This window comes from Novosphingobium sp. MBES04 (assembly GCF_000813185.1).
Classification (GTDB): domain Bacteria; phylum Pseudomonadota; class Alphaproteobacteria; order Sphingomonadales; family Sphingomonadaceae; genus Novosphingobium; species Novosphingobium decolorationis.
Genome location: NZ_DF850488.1, coordinates 276,295 through 295,301, shown reverse-complemented (window position 1 = coordinate 295,301; position 19,007 = coordinate 276,295). Strand labels below are relative to the sequence as shown.

Here is a 19,007-nt window from a genome sequence, read left to right as displayed (position 1 = left end):
CCGAAAGGCTCCCGGCGTTTTCATTTCAGGGACGGCGTAGGCCAGGGGCGGGAAAGGGCGCGTCTCAGGCCGCTTCATGCGCGCGGCCGTCCTCGGCCGCTTCGACGGCGCGGGTGATGGCGGTGAGGAACTGGTCCGTCGCCCGCTCCCAGGAGTAGAGGCTGCCCAGTGTCGCGGCATCCTCGCGCGGGATCGCCAGCGCGCCCTCGATGGCGCGGGAAAGTTCGGTGTCGAGCACGCCCGCCGGGCAGACGACCGGAAGATCCACGCCGCACCCGTCTTCGCCTAGGATATCGATCGGGCCGGTTACCGGATAAGCCGCCACGGGCACCCCGCAGGCGAGGGCCTCGATCACGACGAGGCCGAAGGTGTCGGTACGGCTGGGGAAGACGAAGCCGTCGGCCGCGCGATAGGCGCTTGCCAGTTCCTCGCCGCGCATCGGGCCGAGGAAGTGGGCGTCGGGGTAGCGGCGCTTGAGGCTTTCCAGAGCCGGCCCATCACCTACCACAACCTTGCTGCCCGGTATGTCGGCGTCGAGGAAGGCTTCCAGGTTCTTTTCCGGTGCGACGCGCCCGACGTTGAGAAGGACGGGGCCCGGCAACGTGGCCATCACCGGGTGACGCGGTCCTTCCGGGCGGAACAGGTCATGGTCGATCCCCCGGCTCCAGGGCATGGTGTTGGCGATCCCGCGTCCGGCCAGTTCGCGCGCGAAGCTGCGGGTCGAGACGAGGACCCCGCTCGACGGCGCGTGGAAACGCTGCATGATCGGCCAGAACCGCTCGGCACTGATGCCGGTGCGCACGGCGGCATACTCGGGAAAGCGGGTGTGGAAGGCGCTGGTGAACGGCACCCCGCGTGAGAGGCACCAGCCGCGCGCAGCCCAGCCAATGGGGCCTTCGGTGGCGATGTGGACGAGCTGCGGCTGGGCGGCATCGAGCATGCGCCGCACGCCAAAGCGCGGAGCCATCGCCAGCCGGATTTCGGCATAGCCGGGCATGGGCACGGTCAGGAACTTGTCGGGGGTGACGGTCTCGACGCTGTGGCCGCGGGCCGTCAATTCCTCAAGTGTGGCGCACAGGGATCGGACGACACCGTTGACCTGCGGCAGCCAGGCATCGGTTGCTAGGGCCAGTCTCATGCAAGGGCTCCGGTTGCCGCAGGGGCGGGCAGGGGCGCAGGCGTGGGCTGCCCGGCGCCTTGGGGCGCGTGCTCCGGCGCGGCGGCAGGTGCCGTGCGTCCGCCTGTCTCGGCGACCCAGTCGACGATCGAGATCGCGCCGGTGAAATCCTCGACCAGCGCGGTGCAGCTCTCCACCCAATCGCCGTCGTTGTAGTAGGTGATGCCGCCGAATTCGCGGATCTCGGCGCAGTGGATGTGGCCGCAGACAACCCCGTCAAAGCCGCGCTGGGTGGCTTCGGAGGCAACCGCTTCCTCGAACGAGGAGATATAGGCCACCGCGTTCTTCACGCGCTTCTTCATGTAGGCCGAGAGCGACCAATAGGGCATCTTGAGACGGCGGCGCACCGCGTTGAAGACGATGTTCGCGCGCAGCAGCAACCCGTAAGCCTGGTCGCCAAGGTAGGCGAGCCACTTGTGGTAAAGGACAACGCCGTCATAGGCATCGCCGTGGGTGACAAGGAGGCGCCGCCCGTCCCGGGTCTCGTGGATCGCTTCCATGACCAGTTCGACCCCGCCGAAGGTGAGCCCGGCGTAGTCGCGGAGCATCTCGTCGTGATTGCCCGCGATGAAGACCACGCGGGTTCCGCGATGCGCCATCTTGAGAATGCGGCGGATCACTTCGTTGTGCGCATCGGGCCAGTACCAGTTCTTGCGCAGGCGCCAGCCATCGACGATGTCGCCCACCAGATAGAGCGTGCGGCACTCGACCGAGCGGAGAAAGTCGACGAGCATGTCGGCGTTGCACCCGCGCGTGCCCAGATGCACGTCCGAAATCCAGATGGTCTCGTACTTGCGCTTTGGGCGAAAGCCCTTGGGGTCGGGCAGGTCGAGCCACTCGGGGATCTTGCCAGCCATCTCGAAAAGTGCGTCCACGTCCTTGGCCATGCGTGGCCTCCCCGGTTGCTCCAGCGTGTCCCTGTGAACTGCCATGAGGCCGTTGCGCGGGCGTGACGGTTGGGCGGCACTTGTGTGACAATCTGTACCTGTGTGCCAAATTCACGCGGACGTCGCCGATTTGTCACCTGCCCGTCACACTTCGCCTGCAAGTAGCCGCGGAACCTTAGGGGAAAAGGGGCCAATGCGGCGTATTGATATCCTGTTGGCCAGCGAACTCTCGGGCGGCTACGCGCCGTTTCGCCACGACGACTTCGACGTGGTGCTGCACCGCTGGACAGATTATTGCGAATTGCCGCTGATCGAGGGCGCCTTGTGGGTCTTCGTGGACTGGGTGCTCCCCGAAATGTCGGGTCTGGAGCTGTGCCGCCGCCTGCGCGCCGATGCGCTGACCGCGCATGCGCATGTGACAATGGTGCTCGAAGAGGACAATGTCGAGGATCGCAAGCGCGCGCTGCGCATGGGGGCGGATGACTACATGGTCGGCCCGCTCGTGCGCAACGCGCTGCTTGACCGCGTGCTGGGGGCCAATGTCAGCGAACATGACGCCACCGGGATCCGCACTGTGGCCCAGGGGGACCTGACCGTCGATGTCGCCGCCTTCCAGGCGCGCTGGCAGGGCAAGCCCATTTCGCTCATGCCCAACGAGCTGCGTCTCCTGCGCTACTTCATCGAGCATCCGGGGCGGGTCTTTACCCGCGCGCAGCTGATCGCGGCGCTGGGCAAGCAGGAGCCGCCGGTCGACGAGCGCACCGTGGACGTGTGGATCGGGCGCCTGCGCCGCGCGCTCAAGGGCGTGGGGGCAGGCAATCCGCTACGCACCGTGCGCTCGCTCGGTTACGTGTTCGACGCGGCCTGAGCGGGCCGCGCCGTCACGCGCATTTCAGGCTGTCAGACTGCGCCCATCGCGTGCTCACCCGCGTCCTTCGCGTGGATCGGCTTGCCGGTGATGAGCTTGTAGACCTGCTTCAGGCCCATGTCGGCGGTCCACACTTCGCCATCTGCAATGTCGAAGCGCAGCAGGACGACGTCGGGATCGTCCTTGCCTTCGGGAAACCAGGCCTCGACCGCGTTGTTCCAGAGGTCGCCCCGGCGCGTGACGCTGGTATCTTCGGTGAGGGTGCCCGACAGACAGGCGAAGACGTCGTGGCCCTTGGTCATGACCTGGCCCATCGCCTGGCCGCCGCCCGCGATGCGGTTGGAGCGGCGGGCGAAGAACCAGATCGAATGGGTCGCATCCTTGTCGAGCATCGCCGTCATCGGCTCGGCGTGGCCGGGCGCATCGGACAGCTTCATCATGATGAAGGGGCTGTCGGCAAAGGCCTTCCAGAAGGTGTGCTGAACCTTGTCGTCCATGGCGTGTCTCCTCGTGTTGGTGTTTGGAACCTCAACGCGAGGGAGACGCCATGCGTTCCGGCAGGAAAGATCAGCCGAGCCAGCCCGCGGTCTGGACGAGCAGCCACAGGCCGATTGCCACGAACAGCAGCGCCGCGATCATGTGGACCACGCGCATGGGGACGCGTTCGATGAGCGCATTGCCAAGGAATACGGCCGGCGCATTGGCGATCATCATGCCCAGCGTCGTGCCCAGCATGACCGGGATGACACTCTCGAAGCGGGCGGCGAGCGCCACGGTCGCGATCTGGGTCTTGTCGCCCATCTCGACCAGGAAGAACGCGATCACGGTCGCCAGGAACGGCCCGAAGCGGCCCGGCTTGGGCTCGTCGTCCTCGTCGAACTTGTCGGGGATGAGGGTCCACAGGCCCATGACGATGAAGCTGGCGGCGACCAGGTAGCGGAACCATAGACCGTCGAGGAAGGCCGCCGCCTGTTCGCCGACGAGCGCTGCGAGGAAGTGGTTGGCAAGGGTCGCGACGAAAATGCCGGCGACGATCGGCCAGGGCTTCTTGAAGCGGGTGGCGAGCACGATCGCAAGGAGTTGCGTCTTGTCGCCGACTTCGGCGAGCGCAACGACCGCGCTCGAGGTGAGAAAGGCTTCCATCATGTCGAATTTCCATCAGGGCCGGGCGGGCATTGAACGCAAAGAGGCCATCGGCCCCCGCCCGGCCAGGCGATGGCGTCCGGCGTCTCTGGTCTTGCCCGAAGCGCGCTGGGACGGTCCCTGGACCATTTCCGCGCGATCTCCTGTGCGCCATGGCCTCTCGGCCAAGTGTGTTGACGACAGGGCCTGCCGGAACCCGTGCCAAGAAGCAGGGGCGGGAGGGCAGGCGGCTACTCCCCGTGTGACGAACCGGCCTCTTAGCCGGGTGATCGCTGCGGCGCAAGACGGACGTGTGGCCGATGTTCGCAGGGCGGCAGATCAAAAAAGGCCCGGCCGCATCGCTGCAGCCGGGCTGTGAGGTCACGTGGGGGAAGGGGGCTCCCCTACGTGTTCGCAAGAAACGGTCAGGTCAGAACTTGATCGAGGCCGAGGCCTTGAACACCCGGCCCAGGGCATAGGTGTTGAACTGGACGTCGCCGTCCTCGAAGCTCTGGTATTCCTTGTGGGCACGGCCCGTGAGGTTGCGGCCCTCGAACTTCAGTTCCAGTTCGCTTGCCCCGATCATGATGCCCTGGCGCACGATCACGTCGATGGTGAAGCCGGGGTGTTCGAAGATGTCGGGCTGGCGGATGGTGCCGTTGACGCCGCGGCTGGTCACGCGCTTGGAGGCGTAGTTGAGCATGATCGTCTGTTGCGAGAGGCTGTCGGTGTCTTCCAGGCCGAACTGCAGGTTGGCGATGTGCTTGGACTGGCCGGTCAGCGGCGCGCCGTCGACGAAGTAGTTGGTCGCGGCCGAAAGGAAGCCGTTGACGTTGGTGATGTCATCGGCGGTCACGTTGAGCTGCGACTTGGTGTAGGTGTAGTTCGCGTTGACCGCGATGCGGCGGGTCTCGAAGAACGAGCCCAGGTTGTAGAGGTCGAAGTACTTCTGCAGTTCGACTTCCGCACCGTAAAGGTCGGCACTGGGCGCGTTGGCATAACGGGTGAAGTAGCCGTTCGAGTAGAGCAGGTAGCTCTCGATCGGGTTCTTGATGTGCTTGTAGAAGCCACCCAGCGAGACATGCTCGTCGCGGTTGAAGTACCACTCCCAGCGCGCTTCGGCGTTGTAGAGCTGGCTGTCGATGAGCTGCGGGTTGCCCTGGTAGGTGCGGTTGGTTTCCGGATCGAAGAAGTTCTGGAAGATCAGCTCGCGGAACTGGGGCCGCGCGATGGTCTTCGAGCCGTTGATGCGGATCTGCATCTCGGGATCGATCTCGTAGGTCAGCGTGGCGGCCGGCAGGAAGTACTCGTTCTTCAGCGTCACGCCGCTTTCGGCCACGCCTTCGACCGGGACCAGCAGCGACTGCTCCTTGGCCCATTCCCAGCGAACACCGGCATCGAGGGTAAGGCCATCGGCGAGCGTGCCGTCGACCTTGCCGTAAAAGGCATGGTTGAGCAGGCGCGCGCGGTAGTTGGCGTAAGGCGCGGTCGGGTCCTGGAGCTGCAGGTCGTAGTCCAGCCCGGTGCGATCAAGGTACCACTGGCCGGTCTGGAGCAGCACGTCGAGACGCGCGGTGCCCAGCGCTTCGATGAGTTCGGAATCGCCGTTGGCGATAACCAGGAACTGGCGCTGTCGGCTCTCGCGCGAGTTGATCTGGTAGGCATAGCCGACCGTGCCCGACCAGTTGGTCGAGAAGCGGTGGCTGACATCGGCGCCCGCCGACCACACGTCCTCGTTGAGGCGCGAGAAAGAGATCGAGGTGGGGGCGGAACCGGTGCCGCTGCCCAGCGCGTTGGTGAACAGGTCTCCCACGCCGCCATCGCCCGTGTTGCGGCGGATGTAGCGCGAGACGATCTCGTAAGGCGCGAGGCGCTTGGAGTTCGCGTACCCGGCGCGCAGGTCGATCGTGGTGTCGTCGGTAGGCTTGAACTCGCCGGTGAACTGGCTGTCGATCAGCTGACGTTCGTACCAGCCCGTGCTCTGCTCCATGAAGTCCCAGTTCGCGTTCTGCTGGGGCTGCTTGAAGGAGGCGAGGGCGGCGTACTTGTCGGTGTCGTGGATGTAGACGTTGGTCCAGCGGATCGAGTTCTCACCCCATTCCAGGCCCAGGCCAAGGAGGCCATTGACGATGACACGGTTGTCGCTCTGGACAGTGGTGCCGTCCTGGTCGCGGTCCTCGTAGGCGCCCGAAAGGAGCTGGGTCGACTGGCGCAGCGCCTGGCGGGTCTGCGTGGTGTTCGAATAGCCTGCGGTTGCGATCACGCCGAGCGTCGCGCCGCCAAGGTCGAAGGAGGTGCCGGCCGAAAGGTCGGCGCTGAAATTGGGCTGCGTGTTCTCGATGGTCTGGATCACCGAGTTGCGCGGCGTGAACAGGATCGAGCCGATGTCGTCGGCCAGTTCGCTGTTGGGGTTGAGCGCCAGGTTGCTGTCGAACAGCGCCTGCATGTCGTGGGGCACGCGGCGCAGGCCGTTGTCGTAGCCCGTCCAGTCGGTCTTGGAGCCGTAGTAGGAATAGCTCAGCTTGTTGGTGGTCTCGCCGTCCCAGCCAATGCCGCCGCCGATCTTGAGGAAGCTTTCCTCGGGCACGGCCTGGGTGGTCAGGTTGATCACGCCGCCGCCGAATTCACCCGGGAAGTTCACCGAGTAGCTCTTCTGGACCATCGAGGAGGCCACGACGCTGGTCGGGAAGAGGTCGAGGGGAACCACGCGCTTGAGCGGTTCGGGGCTGGGAAGGGGGGAGCCGTTGAGCAGCGCGAGCGAGTAGCGATCGCCCAGGCCGCGTACGTAGACATAGCCATTGCCCACGACCGAAAGGCCGGTGACGTGGCCCAGAGCGCCCGCAATGTCGCCTTCGCCGGTGCGCGCGATGTCTTCGCTGGAGAGAACCGAGAGGACCTCGGTCGCGGAGCGCTCGACGTTCACGACGCGCCGTCCGGTGACGATGATCGCGCCGCCCGGGATCGAGACGTCGGGAGCATCCCCTTCGGGTTCGTCCTGCGCCGTCTCGGCGGGAGCGGCGAGGACTTCAGGTGCAGGGGCTTCGGGCGTGGTAGTGCTGTCCTGCGCTTGCGCGATACCCGGCGTCATCACCGTGGAGAGAAGCAGGAGCGGGACGAGCCGCGACTTGGTCATGGGAAGGTTCCCCCTCAGAAACACATAAATTCGGATCAGCGAAAGGGGCGGCCCGACAGACCGCCCCTTTCCCCGTTCAACGGGCGATCGTTCAGGCGACCGGAAGACCGGTGCACAGGCTGCCGGTGCCGAAATCGGCGGTGGCGTTGTCGCAGGTCCAGCCGCGGTACCAGGTGTCGTTGGCATCGCGCACGGCGCCGATGTCGTCGACGACGTCGAAGAAGCTCGAGAAGCTGGCGATGTTGGCGTAGGCCACGACACCGCTCTCGTTCGAGCCGTTGACGAAGGTGCTGGTCAGCGTCGAGGTGATCGAGGCGTTGTTGTTGGTGCCGGCGTTGAACATGTTTGCCGCCGTGTTCGTGCCCGAGTACTGGCTGCCCGTGCTCAGGAACGGACCGGTGTCACCGCAGGTCATGACCACCGAATTGGCGGTGAAGGTCGCCGAACCGGTGGCGGTACGACCATCGACGCGGATGCACTCGTTGCTCGGCGTGTTGATGATGCCGTTGACGAAATTGATGTCCGCATCGCCGCGCACCAGGATGCTGGCTTCGTCCGAGTTGTCCGGACGGTTGCCCGACTGGATCGCGGTGAAGTTGGCGAAGGTCGAGCGCTGACGGTCGGCCGGATCGGAGTTGATGTTGTTGTTCGAGTCGATCTCGAAGAAGGCATCGCCCGCACCCGCACGCTGGAGCAACAGCAGGTACTGGAAGTTGCCCTTGAGGCCGGTGTCGGTGTCGAGGCTGTCATCGTCGGCGTTGACCGCGATGTAGTGCTTCATGTTGACCGCGCCGCCGAAGAACTCCGAACCGTCGTCCGAGCTGTTGACGGTCTGGATGTAGTCGAGCGTGGTGCCCGTGCCCAGGCCGCCGCCGGTGAGCGACTGGAGTTCGGCGTCGGGCGCCAGGTTGTAGCCCGAGTAGCGGATCTGCACGTAGCGCATCGAACCGGCGCTGTAGCCGTTGTTGCGGCCGCCGAAGGTGGCGGGGGTCGCGGCGCCTTCGGTCTCGCGCTGGCAATCGTCGGTGGCGACGCTGCCGCCCGCGGTGCAGTCGGTGATGATGCCGCGGCCGAGCAGCACGATGCCGCCCCACTGGCGGTCCGAACTGTCGGTGGCCGAGCCGACGACGTTCTGGCGGCTGGTGAAGACGATCGGCGAGGAGGCGGTGCCGTTGGCCTGGATCGTGTTGCCGCGGTTGACGGCGAGCCAGGCCGGATCGGCGGCGTTCTCGGCGTAGACGATGACGCCCGGATCGATGGTCAGCTCAACCGAGGTGTCCGAGGTCAGGCTCGAGATCCCGGCGTTGAGGCACGAGGCGGTGGTGGTGGTGTAGGGCGAGCCCGAGGACGGGACCGAGAAGCCGCCGTCGCAGCCCACGTCCACGCGGCCGTTGATGCGATAGAGAACGCCCGCCTCGTTGGGCAGGCTGGAGCTCGCATCGACCAGCGCGGGCAGGGTGCAGATGCGCCAGGAGTTGCCGTTGGGGTCCTCGATGGTGCCGTCGTTCGAAAGGCCGCCCGTCGCGTTGAAGGTCGGGCATTCGGCAGCCGCTTCGATGATGCCGGTGGTCGGCGTGGGTGTCGGCGTGGGCGTGCCACCGCCGTTGTTGACCACGACGCTGCCGGCACCCGGCGAGGCAATGTCGTCTGCGCCGCAGCCGGCGAGAGCGAGAGCGCTGCAGCCCAGAAGCATCAGGCCAGAGAATTTCTTCACGTGTATTCCCCCGTTGGATCGGTTTCGATCGGATGGATCAAATTCGACGATCGCGGCGGGCCCGCCATCGTTGGCGGCGTCCTAGGGGTGGGGGGTGACAATTTGTTGGCGTTGCCATGACAGAAATATGGACTTTTCTGACGCTGGTGTGACTTCCATGTGTCAAGGTGGGTACGGGTGGAAAATGGCCCGAGGCGACTCACGTATTTCTGCGGGGTTCGCATCAAGATTGCAGTTTTATGACACTCTTGTCATTTTGCTTGAGGGCTGTGGCTTTTCGCGCACAATCGGTCGCATTGATGAACTCGAGGGAGAAAACCGCATGTCCTTGACCGCCGCAGCCCTGGCTCTCCTTGCTGGCCAGTCCGCCCTTTCGCTCACGGTCGAACTGCCGCGCGCCGAATCGCAGGACGTGGCCTATTCTGAACTTGTGGCCGGACAGGATCAGGCGGCGCTTGCCAAGCTGTTGGCCGCGCGCGAGGTGCGCGGGGAGGACCCTGCGCTGCTGATCAACCTGGGGGCGGCCTATACCCGCCTTGGCCGCGTCCACGAAGCGCGCAAGGCCTACGATGCGGCCATTGTCAGTGACGAGCGCTATGACCTCGAAACCGGCAGCGGCAAGTGGATCGATTCGCGCTACATCGCCCGCACTGCCAAGCGTGAAAGCCTCGACGCGCAGCGCACGCTCGCCATGCTCTGAGGTTTCGCCTCCCTTTTCGAGTACCAGGCCCACCCCCGGCACACGCGCGCGAGTCTTTGGATCCTTGGGTGGGCCTTTGTCCGCGTCCTCTCCTGTCCCGGTCCGGGGCGCTTGCACGCGCCCAAGATTGCCTTTCACGCGGCTCGCCGGTGTGGTCGCGACCGGGCCGCTCACCCCTTCTTGCCTCGCTTCTACCCCCGATGCCCTACCTCGGATGGTTGCCTTTCGGGTCGCGCCGGCACCATCTAGAATGGCACCTGCTTCGTCAGCGCCTGCGTCGCCAGCCGGGCCCCGTGGGCGCTCTGGCGCAGGGGAGATGGGAGAATGACGTCTTCGCCGTGTGATCGTCACAAGCTTGTCACAAGATTCGCGCAATCCGCCCCCAGACACAGGGCAGGATGATTCGAGTTATGACGTTCGTTTGCGTTTCAGGGCGATCGCTTTCCAAGGTTTTTTCGGGGTTGCTGGCCCTTGCCACGATGCTTCTCAGCCCCGTGCGCGCCTTCGCGCAAGCTGCCGGGCAGCAGGACCCTGCCGGTTCGGGCCCCATCGTCAACGCGCTCACCTGGTTGCAGGGAACCCTGCTCGGCAATGTGGCAACGGCGGTGGCCGTCATGGCGGTGGCCGCCGTCGGCTTCGGCATGCTGACCGGCCGCATGAACTGGCGCTTTGGTGCCACGGTCATCATCGGCGTCTTCGTGCTGTTCGGGGCGGGCGCGATCGTATCGGGCATCCAGCAGGTCGCAGGCTGAGCCGCGATGGCGCTGGCCCGCTTCCCGGTTCACAGGGCGCTGACCCGGCCGCAGATGTTTGCCGGAGTGACCTTCAGCTACTTCATCATCAACGGGATGGTGACGACCGAGGTCTTCCTGCTCACCAAGAACTTCGTGGCGCTGCTCGCCTTCGCGGTGATGCACGTGATCGGCTACCTTGCCTGCCTGCGTGAACCGCGGGTTTTCGATCTCTGGCTCAAGAAAGTCAGCAAGTGCCCCCGCGTGCGCAACTGGAAGCGCTGGGGCTGCAACAGTTACGCGCCTGAGGGGCGCTCGCGGGGGGAATGACAATGGGTCGTCGCTTCAAGGACGTGCTGACGGGCTGGGCCGCCAAGGAAGCGGTGGCGGGCGACCGTCTGCCCTATGCGCAGCTTGTCGATGAAAGCGTGGTGCGCCTGCGCGATGGGTCGCTGGCGCTGGCGCTGATGGTGCCGGGCCTCGCGTTCGAGACCGCCGATACCGACGAACTCAACGCCCACGTGGCGACGCGCGAGGTGCTGCTGCGCTCCTCGCTCGATGCGCGCTTCGTGCTCTACCACCACGTCATCCGCCGCCGCGTCGAGGTCGAACTCGACGGCCACTTCGAGGACCCGCTCGCCGCGCATATCGACGCACGCTGGCGTGAGCGGACGCGCTCGGGGGATCTGTTCGTCAACGACCAGTTCATTACCCTGGTGCGCCGTCCCGCACGCGGCAAGGCGGGCTGGGCCGATCGTCTCTCGCGCAGCTTGCGGGGCAACACGAGCGAGGATGGCTCCGGCATCGACCCCGCTGACGTGCGCGCGCTGCGTGCCGCTGCCACCGCGATGGTGGCCTCGCTCGGCGCCTACGGTGCGCGACTTCTGGGCGCCTACGAAGGGAGCACGGGGACCTGTTCGGAAGTCCTTGAACTGCTGAGCGCGCTCTACAACGGTGAGATGCGGCCCGTGCGTCGTCCGGCTGCGGGCACCGACATCGGCCACATGCTGCCCTATCGCCGCATCAACTTCGGGCTCGATGCATTGGAACTGCGCGGCGCCGATGGCCGGCCTGCCTTCGGCGCCATGGTCAGCCTGAAGGAATACCCCGATGCGACTTCGCCCGGGCTGACCGATGCGCTGCTGCGCCTGCCCGCCGAGATGGTGCTGACCGAAACCTACGCTCCGTGTGATCGCCAGATCGCGCGCGAGCGCATCGATCTTGCCATTCGTCGCCTGCGCTCGGCTGACGAGGAAGCCATGGCCGAGCGGTCCGAAATGGTGTCCGCGCGCGACGCCCTGGGCACTGGCGCGGTCGGCTTTGGCGACCATCACCTCTCGGTGCTGGTGCGCGCCGACACGCTTGATGAACTCGACATGGTGAGCGCGGCCTGCACTGCCTCGCTAGCCGATGTGGGCGCGGTTGCGGTGCGCGAGGACGCGAACCTGGAGCCCGCCTTCTGGGGGCAGTTCCCCGGGAACGAGGAATTCCTGGTGCGCCGCGCGCTCATTTCCAGCGCGAACATGGCCTGTTTCGGCTCGCTCCACGGCTTCTCGCTGGGCCAGGCGAGCGGCAACCACTGGGGCGAGGCAGTGACGCTGCTCGCGACCACCAGCTCGACCCCGTTCTTCTTCAACTTCCACCAGGGTGATCTTGGTAACTTCACTGTCATCGGACCGTCGGGTTCGGGCAAGACGGTGGTCATGAACTTCCTTGCCGCGCAGGCGCAGAAGTTCGCGCCCCGCACGATCCTCTTCGACAAGGATCGCGGCGCCGAGGTTTTCCTGCGCGGCATCGGCGGTACCTACAGCCGCATCGCGGCGGGCCACCCGACCGGCTTCAATCCGCTCGCGCTGCCCGATACCGACGCCAACCGCGCGTTCCTGCGCGACTGGCTGGGCGTCCTGCTCGAGGCCAAGGGTGCCGAAGAGATGGCGACGATAGCGAGTGCAGTCGATGCGGCCTACCACAACGATGCCTCGCTGCGCCGTCTTTCGCACTTTCGCGAACTGCTGGCCGGCGCGCGCCGTCCCGAGCCGGGCGATCTTGCCTCGCGACTCGATGCCTGGATTGCAGGGGGCGAGCATGGCTGGCTCTTCGACAACGCCGAGGACCGGCTCGATCTCGACACCCGTGTCCTGGGCTTCGACATGACCGCGCTCCTGGAAAGCCCGCGCCTGCGCACGCCGGTGATGATGTACCTGTTCCACCGCATCGATGAACGTCTGGACGGCGAGCCGACCATGATCCTCATCGACGAGGGCTGGAAGGCGCTCGACGACGAGGTCTTCGCCGCGCGCATCCGCGATTGGCTCAAGACCCTGCGCAAGCGCAACGCGCTGGTCGGCTTTGCCACCCAGTCCGCGCGCGACGCGCTCGACAGCCGTATTTCGACCGCGCTGGTCGAGCAGACCGCGACCATGCTCTTCATGCCGAACTCGCGCGCGCGGCCCGAGGATTACTGCGAGGGCTTCGGCCTGTCGCTCCACGAACTCGAAGTCATCCGCACGCTCCCGGCGCACTCGCGCTGCTTCCTCATCCGCCAGAGCGACGCCTCGGTCGTGGTGCGTCTCGACCTTTCGGGCAGTCCCGAGGTGCTGACGGTCCTGTCGGGCCGCGAGAGCACCGTGCGCAAGCTTGATGCGCTGCGCGAACGCTATGGCGATGCGCCGCGCGTCTGGTACCCCGCGCTCACCGGCCAGACCTGGCCGGGTGACAGCGGTGCCGCTGCGGCCGACGACGCGCTCTGGATCGAGGCGGCCGAGTAGAGGTCATGGCCAGCGACACCTGCCAGCGCCTGACCGAACTTGCCTCGGAGGGGGTGGCCCCGGCTCTGCGCGCGGTTGACTGCGTGGCGAACGAGATGGCCGCGGGCGCTTTCGGGCGTCTGTTCGGCAGCGACGGCGCGCTCGTGCCGGCGATCTCGATCCTGCTCGCGCTCTACATCGCACTTTTCGCTTTCCTCCTGATGACGGGCCGCGCCTCGGTGGGTGTGTCCTCGCTCATGCCGCGCATGATCACCATCGGCGTGGTGCTGCTCTTCACCAGCAGTTGGTTGGCCTACCAGGGCATGGTCTGGAGCTTTGCGCTGGCAGGTCCCGACTGGATTGCGGGGCAGCTGATGGGGGCGGACGGTTCGGCCACGCAGATCTTTGCCGACCGCATCGACATCGTCTTCGGTGTCATCAACGAGATCGGCACCAATGCCGGATCCGGCGGGGGCTCAGCCGGAGAGGCCGCCAAGGAGGCGGCGGACGCAGCCTCGATGATGTCGCCCGAAGGGCTGATGTGGATGGGCGCAATCCTGCTTCTGCTGGGTACGGTCGGCATTCTCCTCACCGCGCGCATCGCGCTGGGTATCCTCATCGCGCTGGGGCCGCTCTTTGTCATTCTGGGGCTGTTTGGCGCAACACGAGGGCTTACCGCGGGTTGGCTGCGTGGCATGGTGCTGACCGCCTTCACGCCGCTCTTCGTGGTCATGGGGGGAGGCATCATCCTCGAACTGCTCGTGCCGATCGTCTCTGCGCTGGTTACGTCGGCGCAGATGGGGGAGATCGACGGGCGCGCGGCCATGGCCTTCTTCACGGTCGCGGCGGTCCACGTCGCGCTCATGGTCATGGTGTTCAAGGTGGCCGGCACGATGGTCTCGGGCTGGCGGGTCTTTGGCCTGGCGGCCAGCCGTGAAGAGCGGGCGGGACCGAGTGCCGCCGTGCCCGCACCTGCGCCCGTGGCCCCGATGCTCCAGCCGCTGGGCGTTGCCACCTCGCGCACCGGGCACATGAGCGCGTTGGCCGCCAGCCACGCTACGCAGGCAGGGCCAGGCGGCAACGGCGGGGAGGGCGCTTCGGGCCGCTCGGGTGAGCGGCGGACCGTGACCACCCACGTTACCGGCGGCGGCATTGCGCCCGCCGGAGCCGGACAGGACATGCGCGCGAAGGGCATTGGCAGCCGCTTTCGCAGCGCCTCGAACGACACCGGCCGCGCGCCGGTCAAGGAGAAGACACGATGACGCACGCCTTCACGCTGCGCACCACATTTTCGCGCCTGATGCTGGGGTCGGTTCTTGCCGCAGGGCTGCTGAGCGCCCCTGTCCGCGCCGACGACCGCCTGGTCGAGCACGCCTACCGCGCCGACGAGGTCGTCACCATTCCCGGGCGCACCACGGTTCAGGCCACCATCGCCTTCGGCCGCAACGAAGCGATCGAAAACGTCGCGGTGGGTGACAGTTCGCAGTGGCAGATCACGCCCAACAAGCGCGCGGACCTGCTGTTTGTGAAGCCGCTGGAGACCAGTGCGCGCACCAACATGACGGTTGTGACCAACAAGCGCACCTACTTCTTCGACCTTGTCGCAGGAGCCAGGGCCAAGCCGCTCTACATGCTGCGTTTCACCTATGCGGACGAGGAAGAGCCGGTCGATGACACCCCGCTTGCCCGCCCCAGCGAGGCGGAGCGCCTGGCCCATCTCGATCCCGCCGAGCGTGCTGTGGCCGAGGGCGATCCCCTGGCGATGCCCGCCGAGGGCGCCGCACTCAACTTCGCGTGGGAGCGCAAGGGCGCGGCCAGGCTGCAGCCGGTCCGGGTCTACGACGATGGGCAGGCTACGTACCTCGTCTGGCCCGAGCAGACGCCGAACCTGCCCGCCATCCTTGTCGAGAACGAGAAGGGCGACGAGGGGCCGGTCAACTATGCCGTGCGCGGCCCTACCATCGTGGTGAGCGATGTGCCCGACCGCATCATCCTACGCCGCGGCAAGGACGTGGCCGAACTGCTCAACACCGTTCCGCTTGGCGAACGGCCTGCGCCGGCACTCGCGCAGCGTGCAGGTACAACCCCGCCGGTTTCGGCACAGTGAGAAGGGCCTGAACGATGGCGCCCCATTCCTCTTCCGTTTCCGCCCTTCACGAGCGTCGCTTCGGCGCCAACGCGACCGACCCGCGCGAGGGTGAGGGGGGTGAGGTTATCGACCTTGCCACCCGCAACGTCCTGCCCCAGGTCTCGCAGCGCAAGAAGGCCGATGGTCTGGGCCTGGTCGCGGGGATCGTCTTCGTCGCCGCGCTGGGCGGCCTTACCTTGTGGATGATGGACGGCGCGCGCAACGCGGCGCCCGAACAGGATCTTGCCGCCGCGCCCGCGCCGGTCCCCGAGGCGCCGGTACCGACGCCGTCGGTGCGCCCCGCGCCGGTGCCGGTGGCGCGTCCGGCCACTCCGCTGGCCGCGCCCGCGCCCGCGCCCGTCCTTGCGAACGATCCCAACGCCCAGGCCGGACCCCAGGGCAACCCTTACGCCAACCCCACGGTCGTCTATGACGCCAGTGCAGGCGCGGTCGGCGCACCGGGCCCGGCTGGAGGAGAGGTGAAGGCAGGCGGCGCCCCGAACGATGACTTCGCCTCGCGTCTTGCGGGCACGAACTCGACCGCAGCGGCCGCGCGCACCTTCAATCCGGCGACCACGGTCACACAGGGCACGCTGATCCCGGCGGTTCTCGAAACCGCCATCGATACCGAAGTGCCCGGCTACGTGCGCGCCATCGTTTCGACCGACGTGCGCAGCTTCGATGGCAAGAAGGTGCTGATCCCGCGCTCCTCGCGCCTCATCGGCCAGTACAAGAGCGGTCTTACCGCCGGACAGAAGCGCGCCTACGTGATCTGGACCCGCGTGATTCGTCCCGATGGCGTTTCGGTCGACATCGGTTCGCCCGCGATTGCCTTTGGCGGGGAGACGGGCCTTCCGGGCAAGGTCAACACCCACTTCTTCGAGCGCTTCGGTTCGGCCATGCTGCTCTCGGTTGTCGATGGCCTGACGACGCTGGCAACCGGCGGTGCGTCGGTCGTCGTGGCGGGCGGTTCTTCGGCGGCTGCACAGGCCGTGCAGGGCAGCTCGAACATCGGCCCGACGATCCGCGTGCGCCAGGGTGAGCCCATCCGCGTCTTCACCGCCAAGGATCTCGACTTCGGTCCGGTGCAGTGATCGTCCACGCAATTACCAAGGCAGGATTTCGCCATGGCCGACGTTCTATCGCTGGTGCCTGCGGCTGCGGGCACGCCGATGTCTGAGAACATGCCCGAGGTGCAGGTGGAAGCGTCGGTTCCGCGCAGCGTCTATCTCGACGCCTACCTGGCTCCTTTGCGCCCCTGGCTTGACCGTGAGACGGTGACCGAGATACTGGTCAACCGTCCGGGTGAGATCTGGGTTGAGGATGCCGCGCACGCCGATGGCGGTGCGGGGATGAAGTGCATCGCGCTTCCCGAGATGGACAACCGCCTGCTCCAGCGCCTCGCCGAGCAGGTGGCGCGGATCAGCCATCAGGGCATCAACCGCGAGCATCCGCTGCTCTCGGCAACGCTTCCGGCTTACGCCGGGCAGTCCGGTGCGCGCATCCAGCTGGTCGGACCGCCCGCGACGCGCAGCAACTGGGCCATGGCGATCCGCCGTCACCGCTTGCTGAACCTGCCGCTCGATGCCTATGATCGCGGTCCCATTACTCCGCCTGAGGAAGCGCCTACACCCGATCCGATGGCGCAGCCCATCGCCTTCCTCAAGGACGCGATCCAGCGCCGCCGCACGATCCTGATTTCGGGCGGCACCTCGACGGGCAAGACCACGTTCCTCAACGCCATGCTGGCCGAGATCCCGCAGGACGAGCGCGTCGTGCTGGTGGAGGACACCGCCGAACTCAAGCTGCCGGGCGCCAATGGTGTCGGCCTTATCGCGGTCAAGGGCGAGCTGGGCGAGGCCAAGGTTTCGGCCAACGACCTGCTTCAGGCGGCGCTGCGCCTGCGCCCCGACCGCATCGTGCTGGGCGAGCTGCGCGGGACCGAGACGGTCTCGTTCCTGCGCGCCATCAACACCGGCCACCCCGGCTCGTTTTCGACCGTCCACGCCAACACGCCGCGCGGCGCGCTGGAGCAGATCGCGCTCATGGCTATGCAGTCGAACATTGGCCTCACCCGCGCCGAGACGCTGGAGTACGCCGCCAGCGTGATCGACATCGTCGTCCAGCTGGACCGTCAGGACGGCAAGCGCGGGATCGGCCAGATCGCCGAGAGCCGCACACTGGTGGGCTGACAGGGAAGGACGCCACGTGAGCCCTCCCGTCCAGTCTCAGAATGCGGCCTGCACGCCGGTGACCAGCACATTGCTGCGGGCGGAATGGACCGACCAGGTCGACCCGTCGGGGAAGTTGGCGCCGCTCAGGAAGTTGAGCGGTACGTAGCCCACTGTGTGGACGTACTCGCCAAAGAGGTCGACGCTGTCGGCCAGGCGGTGCGAGAGGCCAGCCACCCATTGCTCCTGGCGCTCCCACGGCGCGCCGTCAGGGCCGGAGTTGAAGCGGCTGAACTCGAAGCTGACATTCGTCTCGCGCACCGAAACCGGCAGGTTGTAGCGCGCGCCCAGCGTCAGCGAGGAGATGCGGCTGGCGGGGTAGTGCGCCAGGTCCGGGTTCACCGCGTCCGGCACCTGCGTACCGGGCAGGACCCGGGTGGTGCGTGCAAAGTCGCCGATGAGGTGCAGGCGTCCGGCATCGAGCTTGCCGTAAATCCCCCAGGCCGGGTTGCGTCCCTCGCACGGGTTGAAGTGGAAGACCGGGTAGCTCTGGCAATAGGCCGTGCCATGCAGGTAGCTGCCGCCAAGGCGCAGCTGCGTAGTGGGGGCAAGGTTCAAGGTGTAGCTGGCATCAAGCGCGAAGTTGTTGACCTTGGAGGGCACGTTGGTGCCGTCGACCGAGGTGTTCGCACCGCGGAACTGCGAGCCGCCCACGATCGCCATCGCGCGCAGCGACAGCCCCTTGTCGTAGTATCCGGCCAGCCCGCCATAGGCGAGCGGGGCAAAGGCGTGCCAGTTGGTCGAATTGGTGAAGGGGCTGACGGTGTCCTGCAGGCCGAAGGGTACGTCCATCTTGCCGATCGCGGCATAGAGCGGGCTGCGCGATAGGTCACCGGCCATGACCCACGCCTTGCGCAGCTGGACCTGGTTGCGGCTCAAGGTGGTTATCGTACCCGAACCGAAGCTCTGTTCGGGATCGTAGAGCATTTCGGCGTAGGCGGTGATGCCGCGCGTGGGCGCCACGGTGAAGGCGAGCTGCGCGCTGTGAAGCACGATTTCCTGCGTGGCGCGGGTGCGCTCGTTGCTGCCGGTCGGATGGCGCATCAGGTAGCCGAACTTGTTGGTCGTGTTCGACCATTGCGCGTCGGCAATGGCGGTCACCGCGCCGCTCAGCGTGACCATCGCGTCCAGTTCGCCATCGCGCCGCGCTTCGAGCTGGAGGATCTGGCGCCGGTTGATGTTCTCGGCATGGTCGAGGAGCGCGTAGCCATAGGCGGGCGCAATACCCAGTGCAGGGCCGCTTGCGGAATTGGTCGCGGCTGCAGGGAGGCTTGTGGCCGTGTCCGGCGCAGCTGCGCGGACAGGCTGGGGGGCGGCACGTGCGGTTGCAGCGGTCGGTGCTTGCTGGATCGGGGGCGTGGAGCTGTGCTCCTGGGCCTGGCGCAGGCGTTCGACTTCGGCGGTCAGTCGGGCGTTGGCGTCCTCAAGGGCGCCAAGACGTGCGACGAGTTCGGCAATGCTCGGCTCGGATGCCTCCTGCGCGCGGCTCGCCGAAGAAAAAGGGTGGCCGTTACAACACACCCGAGCGCGATTTGTTTGCGCATGCTTTTTTGTTCCCCCCACTCTCAC

General features: G+C 66.5%; 16 protein-coding genes. 9 read left to right on the top strand and 7 right to left on the bottom strand.

The genetic code is table 11. The features are described from left to right. Nucleotides 1–64: 64 nt before the first annotated feature. Both MBENS4_RS01235 and MBENS4_RS01230 read right to left on the bottom strand, forming a co-directional pair. Nucleotides 65–1,138: a glycosyltransferase family 4 protein gene (locus MBENS4_RS01235; protein ID WP_039388181.1), complete on the bottom strand. Its 1,074-nt coding sequence runs from the start codon at nucleotides 1,136–1,138 to the stop codon at nucleotides 65–67. Further along, a complete protein-coding gene (locus MBENS4_RS01230) occupies nucleotides 1,135–2,064 on the bottom strand; it encodes a UDP-2,3-diacylglucosamine diphosphatase (RefSeq protein ID WP_052321921.1) in 930 nt (309 codons plus the stop codon). The genes MBENS4_RS01235 and MBENS4_RS01230 overlap by 4 nt, the downstream gene beginning before the upstream one ends. 193 nt (nucleotides 2,065–2,257) lie before the next feature. Here MBENS4_RS01230 and MBENS4_RS01225 point away from each other — a divergent pair, with 193 nt between their 5' ends. After that, entirely contained in the window at nucleotides 2,258–2,932 is a 675-nt protein-coding gene (locus tag MBENS4_RS01225) for a response regulator transcription factor (protein WP_039388180.1), read from the top strand. Between the two features lie 32 nt (nucleotides 2,933–2,964). On the opposite strand, the gene MBENS4_RS01220 is transcribed toward MBENS4_RS01225, so the two are convergent. The 4 genes from MBENS4_RS01220 to MBENS4_RS01205 form a co-directional block, all read right to left on the bottom strand. After that, nucleotides 2,965–3,429, bottom strand: a complete 465-nt coding sequence (locus MBENS4_RS01220; protein ID WP_039388179.1) for a pyridoxamine 5'-phosphate oxidase family protein — start codon at nucleotides 3,427–3,429, stop codon at nucleotides 2,965–2,967. Between the two features lie 70 nt (nucleotides 3,430–3,499). Further along, nucleotides 3,500–4,075, bottom strand: coding sequence for a TMEM165/GDT1 family protein (locus tag MBENS4_RS01215; protein WP_039391502.1), 576 nt, complete (start codon nucleotides 4,073–4,075; stop codon nucleotides 3,500–3,502). A 409-nt stretch (nucleotides 4,076–4,484) separates the two neighbouring features. After that, a complete protein-coding gene (locus MBENS4_RS01210) occupies nucleotides 4,485–7,187 on the bottom strand; it encodes a TonB-dependent receptor domain-containing protein (protein ID WP_052321920.1) in 2,703 nt (900 codons plus the stop codon). A gap of 91 nt (nucleotides 7,188–7,278) precedes the next feature. Next, entirely contained in the window at nucleotides 7,279–8,901 is a 1,623-nt protein-coding gene (locus MBENS4_RS01205) for a hypothetical protein (RefSeq protein ID WP_039388178.1), read from the bottom strand. Nucleotides 8,902–9,223: 322 nt separating this feature from the next. Here MBENS4_RS01205 and MBENS4_RS01200 point away from each other — a divergent pair, with 322 nt between their 5' ends. The 8 genes from MBENS4_RS01200 to virB11 all read left to right on the top strand — a co-directional run bounded on the left by MBENS4_RS01200 (nucleotide 9,224) and on the right by virB11 (nucleotide 17,399). Then, nucleotides 9,224–9,601 carry a hypothetical protein gene (locus tag MBENS4_RS01200; protein WP_039391500.1) on the top strand — a complete coding sequence of 126 codons (378 nt, stop codon included), beginning with the start codon at nucleotides 9,224–9,226 and terminating at the stop codon, nucleotides 9,599–9,601. Nucleotides 9,602–9,999: 398 nt separating this feature from the next. After that, on the top strand, nucleotides 10,000–10,353 hold the full coding sequence (locus tag MBENS4_RS01195) for a TrbC/VirB2 family protein (RefSeq protein WP_255352632.1): 354 nt from the start codon (nucleotides 10,000–10,002) through the stop codon (nucleotides 10,351–10,353). A gap of 6 nt (nucleotides 10,354–10,359) precedes the next feature. After that, complete coding sequence (locus MBENS4_RS01190) at nucleotides 10,360–10,662, top strand: type IV secretion system protein VirB3 (RefSeq protein WP_039388175.1); 303 nt, start codon at nucleotides 10,360–10,362, stop codon at nucleotides 10,660–10,662. A 2-nt stretch (nucleotides 10,663–10,664) separates the two neighbouring features. Further along, nucleotides 10,665–13,100: a VirB4 family type IV secretion/conjugal transfer ATPase gene (locus MBENS4_RS01185; RefSeq protein ID WP_039388170.1), complete on the top strand. Its 2,436-nt coding sequence runs from the start codon at nucleotides 10,665–10,667 to the stop codon at nucleotides 13,098–13,100. A 5-nt stretch (nucleotides 13,101–13,105) separates the two neighbouring features. Further along, nucleotides 13,106–14,341: a type IV secretion system protein gene (locus MBENS4_RS01180; protein WP_039388169.1), complete on the top strand. Its 1,236-nt coding sequence runs from the start codon at nucleotides 13,106–13,108 to the stop codon at nucleotides 14,339–14,341. Further along, nucleotides 14,338–15,186, top strand: a complete 849-nt coding sequence (locus MBENS4_RS01175; RefSeq protein ID WP_084591908.1) for a TrbG/VirB9 family P-type conjugative transfer protein — start codon at nucleotides 14,338–14,340, stop codon at nucleotides 15,184–15,186. The genes MBENS4_RS01180 and MBENS4_RS01175 overlap by 4 nt, the downstream gene beginning before the upstream one ends. Nucleotides 15,187–15,200: 14 nt before the next feature. Continuing rightward, the gene (locus MBENS4_RS01170; protein WP_039388166.1) at nucleotides 15,201–16,301 is read left to right on the top strand and encodes a TrbI/VirB10 family protein; all 1,101 of its coding nucleotides are present in this window, start codon (nucleotides 15,201–15,203) and stop codon (nucleotides 16,299–16,301) included. 33 nt (nucleotides 16,302–16,334) lie between these two features. Then, entirely contained in the window at nucleotides 16,335–17,399 is a 1,065-nt protein-coding gene (virB11, locus tag MBENS4_RS01165; protein WP_039388165.1) for a P-type DNA transfer ATPase VirB11, read from the top strand. A 36-nt stretch (nucleotides 17,400–17,435) separates the two neighbouring features. Here virB11 and MBENS4_RS01160 read toward each other — a convergent pair whose 3' ends face one another. Next, a complete protein-coding gene (locus MBENS4_RS01160) occupies nucleotides 17,436–18,959 on the bottom strand; it encodes a hypothetical protein (RefSeq protein WP_052321919.1) in 1,524 nt (507 codons plus the stop codon). Between the last annotated feature and the right edge of the window lie 48 nt (nucleotides 18,960–19,007).

Bases quoted from the DNA above. Each gene is read 5' to 3' on its own strand.
- MBENS4_RS01200 (WP_039391500.1), top strand. From the start codon at position 9,224: ATGTCCTTGACCGCCGCAGCCCTGGCTCTCCTTGCTGGCCAGTCCGCC.
- virB11 (WP_039388165.1), top strand. From the start codon at position 16,335: ATGGCCGACGTTCTATCGCTGGTGCCTGCGGCTGCGGGCACGCCGATG.
- MBENS4_RS01210 (WP_052321920.1), bottom strand. From the start codon at position 7,187: ATGACCAAGTCGCGGCTCGTCCCGCTCCTGCTTCTCTCCACGGTGATG.
- MBENS4_RS01225 (WP_039388180.1), top strand. From the start codon at position 2,258: ATGCGGCGTATTGATATCCTGTTGGCCAGCGAACTCTCGGGCGGCTAC.
- MBENS4_RS01170 (WP_039388166.1), top strand. From the start codon at position 15,201: ATGGCGCCCCATTCCTCTTCCGTTTCCGCCCTTCACGAGCGTCGCTTC.
- MBENS4_RS01185 (WP_039388170.1), top strand. From the start codon at position 10,665: ATGGGTCGTCGCTTCAAGGACGTGCTGACGGGCTGGGCCGCCAAGGAA.
- MBENS4_RS01215 (WP_039391502.1), bottom strand. From the start codon at position 4,075: ATGGAAGCCTTTCTCACCTCGAGCGCGGTCGTTGCGCTCGCCGAAGTC.
- MBENS4_RS01195 (WP_255352632.1), top strand. From the start codon at position 10,000: ATGATTCGAGTTATGACGTTCGTTTGCGTTTCAGGGCGATCGCTTTCC.
- MBENS4_RS01180 (WP_039388169.1), top strand. From the start codon at position 13,106: ATGGCCAGCGACACCTGCCAGCGCCTGACCGAACTTGCCTCGGAGGGG.
- MBENS4_RS01175 (WP_084591908.1), top strand. From the start codon at position 14,338: ATGACGCACGCCTTCACGCTGCGCACCACATTTTCGCGCCTGATGCTG.
- MBENS4_RS01220 (WP_039388179.1), bottom strand. From the start codon at position 3,429: ATGGACGACAAGGTTCAGCACACCTTCTGGAAGGCCTTTGCCGACAGC.
- MBENS4_RS01235 (WP_039388181.1), bottom strand. From the start codon at position 1,138: ATGAGACTGGCCCTAGCAACCGATGCCTGGCTGCCGCAGGTCAACGGT.
- MBENS4_RS01190 (WP_039388175.1), top strand. From the start codon at position 10,360: ATGGCGCTGGCCCGCTTCCCGGTTCACAGGGCGCTGACCCGGCCGCAG.
- MBENS4_RS01230 (WP_052321921.1), bottom strand. From the start codon at position 2,064: ATGGCCAAGGACGTGGACGCACTTTTCGAGATGGCTGGCAAGATCCCC.